General features: G+C 45.2%; 8 protein-coding genes and 1 pseudogene. 4 read left to right on the top strand and 5 right to left on the bottom strand.

What is annotated here, in order from left to right; genetic code table 11:
* Positions 1-188 precede the first annotated feature (188 nt).
* A complete protein-coding gene (locus tag H0Z19_RS05960; protein WP_290724796.1) occupies positions 189-1,025 on the bottom strand; it encodes a diadenylate cyclase in 837 nt (278 codons plus the stop codon).
* Between the two features lie 52 nt (positions 1,026-1,077).
* On the opposite strand from H0Z19_RS05960, the gene H0Z19_RS05955 reads away from it, so the two are divergent.
* From H0Z19_RS05955 to H0Z19_RS05940, 4 genes are all read left to right on the top strand, one after another.
* Complete coding sequence (locus H0Z19_RS05955; RefSeq protein ID WP_290724793.1) at positions 1,078-1,902, top strand: universal stress protein; 825 nt, start codon at positions 1,078-1,080, stop codon at positions 1,900-1,902.
* Positions 1,899-2,396: a 3-isopropylmalate dehydratase small subunit gene (locus H0Z19_RS05950; protein ID WP_290724790.1), complete on the top strand. Its 498-nt coding sequence runs from the start codon at positions 1,899-1,901 to the stop codon at positions 2,394-2,396. The genes H0Z19_RS05955 and H0Z19_RS05950 overlap by 4 nt, the downstream gene beginning before the upstream one ends.
* A 123-nt stretch (positions 2,397-2,519) precedes the next feature.
* Positions 2,520-3,275: a hypothetical protein gene (locus H0Z19_RS05945; RefSeq protein ID WP_290724788.1), complete on the top strand. Its 756-nt coding sequence runs from the start codon at positions 2,520-2,522 to the stop codon at positions 3,273-3,275.
* A gap of 50 nt (positions 3,276-3,325) precedes the next feature.
* On the top strand, positions 3,326-3,685 hold the full coding sequence (locus tag H0Z19_RS05940; protein WP_290724785.1) for a hypothetical protein: 360 nt from the start codon (positions 3,326-3,328) through the stop codon (positions 3,683-3,685).
* Between the two features lie 10 nt (positions 3,686-3,695).
* Here the strand turns inward: H0Z19_RS05940 and H0Z19_RS05935 are convergent.
* The 4 genes and pseudogenes from H0Z19_RS05935 to H0Z19_RS05920 all read right to left on the bottom strand — a co-directional run.
* Positions 3,696-3,857, bottom strand: a pseudogene (locus H0Z19_RS05935) (deaminase); the annotation flags it as partial.
* A gap of 69 nt (positions 3,858-3,926) precedes the next feature.
* Positions 3,927-4,703, bottom strand: a complete 777-nt coding sequence (locus H0Z19_RS05930; RefSeq protein ID WP_290724783.1) for an enoyl-CoA hydratase/isomerase family protein — start codon at positions 4,701-4,703, stop codon at positions 3,927-3,929.
* A gap of 80 nt (positions 4,704-4,783) precedes the next feature.
* Positions 4,784-5,239: a cytidine/deoxycytidylate deaminase family protein gene (locus H0Z19_RS05925; protein ID WP_290724781.1), complete on the bottom strand. Its 456-nt coding sequence runs from the start codon at positions 5,237-5,239 to the stop codon at positions 4,784-4,786.
* Position 5,240: 1 nt separating this feature from the next.
* Positions 5,241-5,987, bottom strand: coding sequence for a TatD family hydrolase (locus H0Z19_RS05920; protein ID WP_290724778.1), 747 nt, complete (start codon positions 5,985-5,987; stop codon positions 5,241-5,243).
* Positions 5,988-6,000: the final 13 nt, after the last annotated feature.

The raw sequence follows: 6,000 nt of genomic DNA, 5'->3' as shown, positions 1-6,000 counted from the left end.
AGCAGTTCGGAAAGAAGATTTTCGAACCTGCAAAGACACTCAAAGAGGGAAAGCTTGAAGAGCTTGTGAAAAAAGGCTAGGCGGAAAAGGAGTTTGAATAGATCAAAGATCACTTATCTTCCATTTCTTTTAATTAAACTGAGAATTGAGAAAAAGCAATTGCCTATTGTTACCTCCACCGAAAATGTTCAGAAGAGCAACGAGGGAATATGCATCACTTCAATACCATCCTTGTAAACAGTGATGTCTCCCCCGCTTTCTGAAACGACAACAGCTATTGCTTTTGTTTCCTTTGTTATTGAGGCACATGCAATATGCCTACCCCCAAGACCCCGTTTGATTTTAGACACCAGGTCCTTTGCTGATGCCTCGATGTATCTCCCGCATGCAATAATCAGACCCATCTCGTCAAGCACAAAAACACCGTCTATCTGGGCGAATTCCATTACACTCTCCCAGTTTTCAGGATTTTTGATGTCCCGGTCAGTCTCCTTGTGGCCGTGGTAGGGGTTAATCACAAGCTGACTCGACCTGTTCATAACCTCCTCAACGTCACCTATCACAAATGCAGTTCCTATCTTTCTTCCTTCCCTACCCTTCTGAGCGATATTCAAAGCAACGGTGAGCACAGCTCTGAAAGCTTCTGGATGCACTCTCTCAACACACTCTCCTACTGCACTCAAAAAAGAACTTTTTTCAGGATCAAAAACAGTGATGCCCTTCAGAGTGTCGGTGTCAAAAACCACAACAGCCTTTCCAACCTCAAAGCCCTTCAGGTACATTTGGGCAGAAATGTACTCTCTCGCCCTGTAAATCTGGGCAAATTTTTCTGCGATGATTTTCTCTTCACTTTCCTCGAAGTAGTATATCATGCTGTCAAGAATTGTGGCGAACTTTTTTGGTGCTTGTATAATCTCAAATCCTTCCAAACCCTGCTCGAATTCCTCTTTGGAGATGAGGGCAACCCTCTTTATCCCGTATTTTTCGGCGATTCTCAGAGCAGAATCAACAAGCACTGAAAGCATTCAATCAATAAATGAATGAAAAAATTTTAAACTTAACGCTTCTAAAATAACTATGCTTCGAAAGATGTTGTTTCCCACAGACCTCTCTGAAAACAGTTTTAAAGTCCTCGAATACCTTGATGATTTCAGAAAAGTCGGCGTCGAGGAAATAGGAGTCTTTTTTGTAGTCAACATAACAAAGCTGAGCACGGTTAGCGGTGGAATAGATATAGACTACTACATTGACGAGATGACTGAAAAGGCAGAAGAAGTGTTGCCCAAAGTTACGCAGAAAATCGAGGACAGTGGGATCAGGTCTGAAATAATCAGGCCATTTCCTGTCGGAGATCCGGTTGTTGAAATCACTAAAGCTGCAGAAAACTACGATTTCATAGCGATGGGTTCGAGAGGGGCAAGCTCTTTTAAGAAAATACTTCTTGGCAGTGTTTCAGAAGGGGTTTTGCACGACTCCAGTGTTCCTGTTTATGTGTTCAAGGAAGATATGGTTGTCAACAGTCTTTTTGATAGGGTTCTTGTTGCATACGATTTCTCGAAGTGGGCGGACAGGGTTCTCGAATATGCTAAGTTCGTTGTTAAGAAAGCTGGAGGGGAGCTACACATAATTCATGTCGCTGAGGAGGGAAGTAAAACTGACGATTTAAGATTGATGGAGGAATCAATCAAAGCAGAGGGTATTGAGGCGCACATCCACGTGGAATCCGGAACTCCACACAAGGCAATACTGGCAAAAAGGGACGAAATAGATGCCACGACAATTTTCATAGGTTCAAGGGGTGTGGGAGGGGTGAAAGCCATGATACTCGGGAGCACTTCTGAAAGCGTTATAAGGCGATCAACAGTTCCCGTTTTCGTCTGCAAGAGAGGTGATAACGAATGAAAATGGTTGGCAGGGCGTGGAAATTTGGAGATGACATTTCAACTGACCACATAACGCCGGGAAGGTACTATCACCTCAGAAGCAACATGCCTGAGCTTGCAAAGCACGTAATGGAGGATGCTGATCCAGATTTCATGAAAAAGTTCAAGCCAGGGGACTTCATCGTTGCTGGAAAAAACTTCGGGATGGGAAGCAGCAGAGAACATGCTCCACTCGCTTTAAAAATCGCAGGTGTTTCGGCTGTAATTGCCAAATCCTTTGCGAGGATTTTCTACAGGAATGCGATAAACGTTGGACTGCCGGTTTTGATCGCCGACACCGACTCGATCGACAGTGGCGATGAGCTAGAGGTTGACCTGGAAAAGGGAATAATCGTAAACAGAACCAAGGGAGAGGAGTTGAGGGTGAAAGGAATCCCTGAAGTTATGCTCAAAATCCTCAACGAAGGGGGATTGGTGAGCTACGTTAAAAAGTATGGTGACATAAAAGTCTAAATTGCTTTTTCTCGATGAATCCTTTAATACCTCTTTTCAATCTCTTCAAAAAATTCTGGCTCAATGGTTGTTGAACCATGAAAGAACAAAAAGCTTATATTCCTCCATTAACATTTGCTATCAATGAAAAACTACTTTATAATATCTTTGTTGCTTATAATTCTCCTCATTTCGGGATGCCTTGCACCTGAGGAAGAGAGCTTCTCACACGTCATATATTATTCCGTTTCTCTAGCTGTTGGAGAGCTTGTTGATGGAGAGATTAGACCATCAGGAATTGCTGAGCTTGAAAACGTCACTATAATCGTTCCATTGCCCGCGATTGATGGTAAACCCATCGACCTGAGAAATATGACGATCCCGGAAGGCTGGATGGCAGAAGTTGTCGAAACACCCTATGGAGTAATGCTGAAGCTGAGTGGCGAGAAAATTAAAACATGGAAGATGGCACCGATGCCAGTTCCCGTTGAAGAAGGAAAAACGCCAGCAGTATCGCCAACCACGGTAAAAAAGGCAGCTAGTTATACATTTGAACTGAAACTTGAACTTGAAAGGGAAATCAACACCCTTGATCCGCTCAGTGGAGAGTATGCTCTTCAGCCCAAGTGGGATTTGAAGGAGGTAAACTGCTCCGAGGAGTATCTAAAGCACTACAGGTATGTAAAATGCTATAATTATAGCAGTGTGTTGTTTTTCGACTCCTATCCAGAGATCAACGCAAGCATATACATTTCGCTGGAGGGCAGGAACGAATGGTTCCAGATTGGCTGGACGGGAAATGAGTTTTCCGACCACACCTTTGCATTTATAACAGGCGAGGGATGGAAGGAAGTAAAGGGAAGTCTGGAAGCAGGGAAGGGAAGGTATTTGGGTGAGTGAATCAGCCAAACTAACACTCCTCAAACCTGAAAAAGCAGAGGTGAAAGGAAATGAAAAAACTTGTCATCTTTTTGTCACTCCTCGGGATGGCAGATGTGCTGTTCCTTCTGCTTTCAGGAGCCTGCAAGCTTCGGATACTGCCTCTTCCAAGCTGGCTTTCTTTTCCGGGCTGGGTGGTATGCATAGTTGCTATTATATGGTTCTCAATCGCAATCGTTAACGAAAAGCTTTCAGAGTTCATCGTGAAGCTCTGGGTGTTTGTGGGTGCGGTGGGCATACTGGTCTTAACTATATGCGCGTTCATAGTCCTAAAGCACTACTACTGTCCGTACTGCTACGCTGCTTATGTCATTGGATTGGCTACAATCGTAGCAGTGCGTCGGCAGCGATTTGCTAACTCACTCAGATAAACCTTGTTCCCTACTCAACGCAGCACGGAAAGAACTCCATCTCTACCCCAGCTTCCCTCAGAAGCTCAAGACCCCTTTTATCGGCATACTCCTTGCCGTAAACCACCCTTTTGATGCCGGCGTTTATTATGATTTTGGCACAGGTGATGCAGGGACAGTGTGTGGAGTAAAAATTAAAATCCTCAACGAAGGGGACTGGTGAGCTACGTTAAAAAGTATGCGACATGAAAGTTTAATCTAATCAATCAAACCTCGCCTCCCTTTTTTCGAGCATCGCTGTAACTCCCTCGATGAAGTCCTTTGTGAGTGTTGCCATCGAGACAAAGTTGAGTTCTAAAGCCAACTGTTCGTCGATTTTATTCGAGTGTGTTATGTTCAGCAACCTCTTCAAATTCGCAATCGCCTCCCTGGGTCTATTGAGGTAAATTTCCACAACTTCTTTCACTCTTTCTCTCAGCTTTTCGTCGGGGACGACCTCAGTCACTATGCCGTATTGCAAAGCTTCCCTCGCTGAAAAACGCCTTCCAGTTGACATCAGCTCGAAAGCCCTTTTCATACTTGCTCCTCTCGGTATCAGGAAGCTGGTTCCTGTATCCGGGCTTAGGCCTATGAGAACGTAACCGCAGGAGAAAACAGCACTCTCTGCTGCTATCGCGTAATCACTCGCCGCTACCAACCCAACTCCACCTCCTATGGAGTAGCCCTTCACCTCTGCAATTATAGGCTTTGGAATTTCTCTCATTTTCTTAACAACGCCAAAATGAAGCTCCAGACCATATTCAGCCGAGTTCCCCTCTCCAGCAGCAAATCTCATGAACTGTTTAAGGTCTGCCCCTGATGAGAAGCTTTTTCCAGCACCCTTCAGCACTATAACCTTGATGTCATCATCTTTCCAGCAGTCATCAAGCGCTGCAGAGAGCTCCTTAACCATATCCATGTTAAGGGCGTTGTGAACTTCAGGCCGGTTTAATGTAATTTCTGCAACTTTCTCATCTTTTTCAAGAATTACAGATTTCATAACTTGTGATGTGTAACATCCTATTTAATTATTGCTATTTTAAGGAAAGTTAAAAATTGCTATCTATTTCCAAATTTTCCCTACTCAACGCAGCACGGAAAGAACTCCATCTCTACCCCAGCTTCCCTCAGAAGCTCAAGACCCCTTTTATCGGCATACTCCTTGCCGTAAACCACCCTTTTGATGCCGGCGTTTATTATGATTTTGGCACAGGTGATGCAGGGACAGTGTGTGGAGTAAAGTGTTCCGCCGTCGACGCTTATTCCGAACTTTGCCGCCTGTATTATCGCGTTCTGCTCCGCATGAACCCCTCTGCAGAGTTCCTGCCTCTCACCACTCGGCACATCCATTTTGTCTCTCAAACATCCAACCTCATCGCAATGCGGCAGGCCTGATGGCGCTCCGTTGTAGCCGGTAGCGAGAATTCTCTTGTCCTTGACTATAACTGCCCCAACATGCTGTCTCAGGCAGGTGGAGCGTTTGGCAACAACAGAAGCGATTTCCATGAAGTATTCATCGAGCGTGGGCCTCTTCATGCTACAACCTCAGGAACTTTCTTGCGTTCTTTCTTGCAACTCTCTCTGCCTCATCTTTTCCCACATTTTCAGCAATTTTCTCCGCTGCCGATGCAACTGTTGCAATCTCCACGTCCCTGTAACCGGCGTCACTGTTCAGCATAAACCTTTCGCTTCCGTATTCGGCAACAATTCTTGCAGCATCATCTGGAGAGAGCTTTCCGGGCTGGATGGTGAGACCAATCCAGTATTCTGTCTCAAGAACCATGTCGATGGTTTCGAAATTGACGTGATCGATTACGGCTAACTGGGGGGGAAAGTCGAGGCTGTTGAGAATCTCAATTGTTTTTCTGGTAGCCTTAACCTTCTCCCCTCTCGGAGTGTGGATTATGCAAGGCACATCAAGCTTCTTCGCCAGCCCAAGCTGGGATTTGAGAACCTCAACCTCCTCATCGGTAACGAGTTCAAGCCCTATCTCACCAAATGCAACCCATTCCCCTTCTTCGAGATACTTCAGCACGAATTCATAGTCAGGAGGAATGCAGCGAGGATGAATGCCGACAGCAGGGTACATCCTGATTCCTGCTGCTTCACATCTCATCGGCTCGAACTCCATGAGCTTTCTGAAAACATCAACCATGGTTTGTGGGTATTTGGGCTTTACGGGGAAGAATGCAAGGCTGCAGACCTCTTTTATCTGATTTTGGGATAACGTCTTAAGCTCGCTGAATCCGAGCCCTTCAGAATGAAGGTGAGAGTCGAAATACATGTTCTACGAAAGG

The sequence above is a fragment of the Archaeoglobus sp. genome (assembly GCF_017656475.1).
GTDB lineage: Archaea > Halobacteriota > Archaeoglobi > Archaeoglobales > Archaeoglobaceae > Archaeoglobus.
The sequence above is the reverse complement of the archived record's forward strand: the minus strand, read 5'-3'. Positions and strand labels throughout refer to the sequence as shown.

Excerpts from the sequence above, each read along its gene's own strand:
- H0Z19_RS05960 (WP_290724796.1), bottom strand. The coding sequence starts at position 1,025 with ATGCTTTCAGTGCTTGTTGATTCTGCTCTGAGAATCGCCGAAAAATAC.
- H0Z19_RS05955 (WP_290724793.1), top strand. The coding sequence starts at position 1,078 with ATGCTTCGAAAGATGTTGTTTCCCACAGACCTCTCTGAAAACAGTTTT.
- H0Z19_RS05950 (WP_290724790.1), top strand. The coding sequence starts at position 1,899 with ATGAAAATGGTTGGCAGGGCGTGGAAATTTGGAGATGACATTTCAACT.
- H0Z19_RS05945 (WP_290724788.1), top strand. The coding sequence starts at position 2,520 with ATGAAAAACTACTTTATAATATCTTTGTTGCTTATAATTCTCCTCATT.
- H0Z19_RS05940 (WP_290724785.1), top strand. The coding sequence starts at position 3,326 with ATGAAAAAACTTGTCATCTTTTTGTCACTCCTCGGGATGGCAGATGTG.
- H0Z19_RS05930 (WP_290724783.1), bottom strand. The coding sequence starts at position 4,703 with ATGAAATCTGTAATTCTTGAAAAAGATGAGAAAGTTGCAGAAATTACA.
- H0Z19_RS05925 (WP_290724781.1), bottom strand. The coding sequence starts at position 5,239 with ATGAAGAGGCCCACGCTCGATGAATACTTCATGGAAATCGCTTCTGTT.
- H0Z19_RS05920 (WP_290724778.1), bottom strand. The coding sequence starts at position 5,987 with ATGTATTTCGACTCTCACCTTCATTCTGAAGGGCTCGGATTCAGCGAG.